The following is a 1,469-nucleotide window of genomic DNA, read 5'->3' on the forward strand; positions in this document are numbered from 1 at the left end:
TATGAATAAAAAAATAAAAGGCTATTGAGCCTTTTATTTTTTTAATTTATATTAAGAATTTCTATTTCATTAGTATTTGAGGAAGTTTCTATGAAAATCCCTTTATCTGTAGGGAAATATTCATTTGTAAAATCAGAAAACACCTTATTATAATTAAAGTTATTATCTTGATCTATAGTTTTAAGTTCGTAAATAGAATTTGGATCATTATTATTTATAAAGTAAATTTTATCATCAAATTGTTTTAATTTAGTAGCATTAATATTTAAGGCTTTTTTTATTTCTTTAGTTGATGAATCCAAAGAATATAAAGAGTTATTATCTGAAGTATTTATAAATAATATTTTATTACTATAAGTTATAAAACTATCTACAGGAGTATCTGTTAATTTGAAGTTTGCACCGCTATCTATTTTTAGGCAGTATAGCTTTGAAGAATCATCCAAGTTTTTATAGTATATAGAATTATTATTTACGATAAATTCTCCTACCTTAGTGTTTGATAATAATGTTTTAGAGTTTGATTTAATGTCTAATGAGTAGATATTTTGAGTATTTAAATCAGTATAATACAATTTCCCATTTTGATAAACTAATCCCTTAGGATAACTATCGCTAATTTTTGTAATATTCTTTTTTTGATAGTCTAATTTATAAAGCCCCTTACTATTAGATAGTGATGAAAAATAAATGAAGTTATTATCTGTAGCTATGGAGTCAACAGAATAATCAAAGTCATCTATAACTAAATCGTTAGTTATTTTATTAGTAGTTTTAGAAATATCTAATACAGATAATTTATTATTGTTGGATGTATTAGGAAAAAATAATAAATTACCTAAATATATATATTTAGTATAAGTAGAAGTCTTTCCAGAAAGAGTTAGTTTAGTATCAGTATTAGTACTTTCCTTGTATGAGGTTGATAGAGTTGTAGTATTATTTGTTGAATCTGTATTAGAGTCCTTGTTTGTACAGCCTGTTAATAAAAATGTTGATATAATTAAAAGAAAAAGTGTCTTCTTTACCATACATACCTCCGGATATTTAATTTTGATTATTTTATAATAATATTTTAGATTAAAATTGATATTAAGTAAAATAAAATTGTGAAAATATAGATAATTTTGATGAAAAATGATATTAGTTGTATTAAAATCATAAATTTATTAGTTAACTTTGCCACGTGTATCATTATATGAAAAAACGAGAATAAATTAGAATTTACTAGAAATTTAATAATAAAATAATAAAATAATCTAAAGTATGCTTTAAGCTTACTTACAGTCATGATATTATAAATAGCGTCGTCGGGAACGAAAGCTAAATAACAGGAAAAATTGATAACAAAAAAGTGTTGACAATTGAGTAATGAAATGTTATTATAATTAAGCAGTCGATGAGACGGCAAGGTTTAGATCTTTGAAAATTGAACAGAAAATAAGTTAAGTAAACAAACCAGCAATTCT

1 protein-coding gene is annotated in these 1,469 nt (G+C 23.0%); it reads right to left on the reverse strand.

All coding sequences use genetic code 11. From position 1 onward, the window contains the following. Nucleotides 1–41 precede the first annotated feature (41 nt). Nucleotides 42–1,031 (reverse strand): DUF5050 domain-containing protein, encoded by a 990-nt coding sequence (locus CSBG_RS17605; RefSeq protein WP_008681680.1) that lies wholly within the window; start codon nt 1,029–1,031, stop codon nt 42–44. Nucleotides 1,032–1,469 lie beyond the last annotated feature (438 nt).

Origin of the sequence: Clostridium sp. 7_2_43FAA (assembly GCF_000158375.2) — a bacterium.
Lineage (GTDB): Bacteria > Bacillota > Clostridia > Clostridiales > Clostridiaceae > Clostridium > Clostridium tertium.

What these genes read in the sequence shown, in the direction of transcription:
- CSBG_RS17605 (WP_008681680.1), bottom strand. Translation starts at nt 1,031, where the DNA reads ATGGTAAAGAAGACACTTTTTCTTTTAATTATATCAACATTTTTATTA.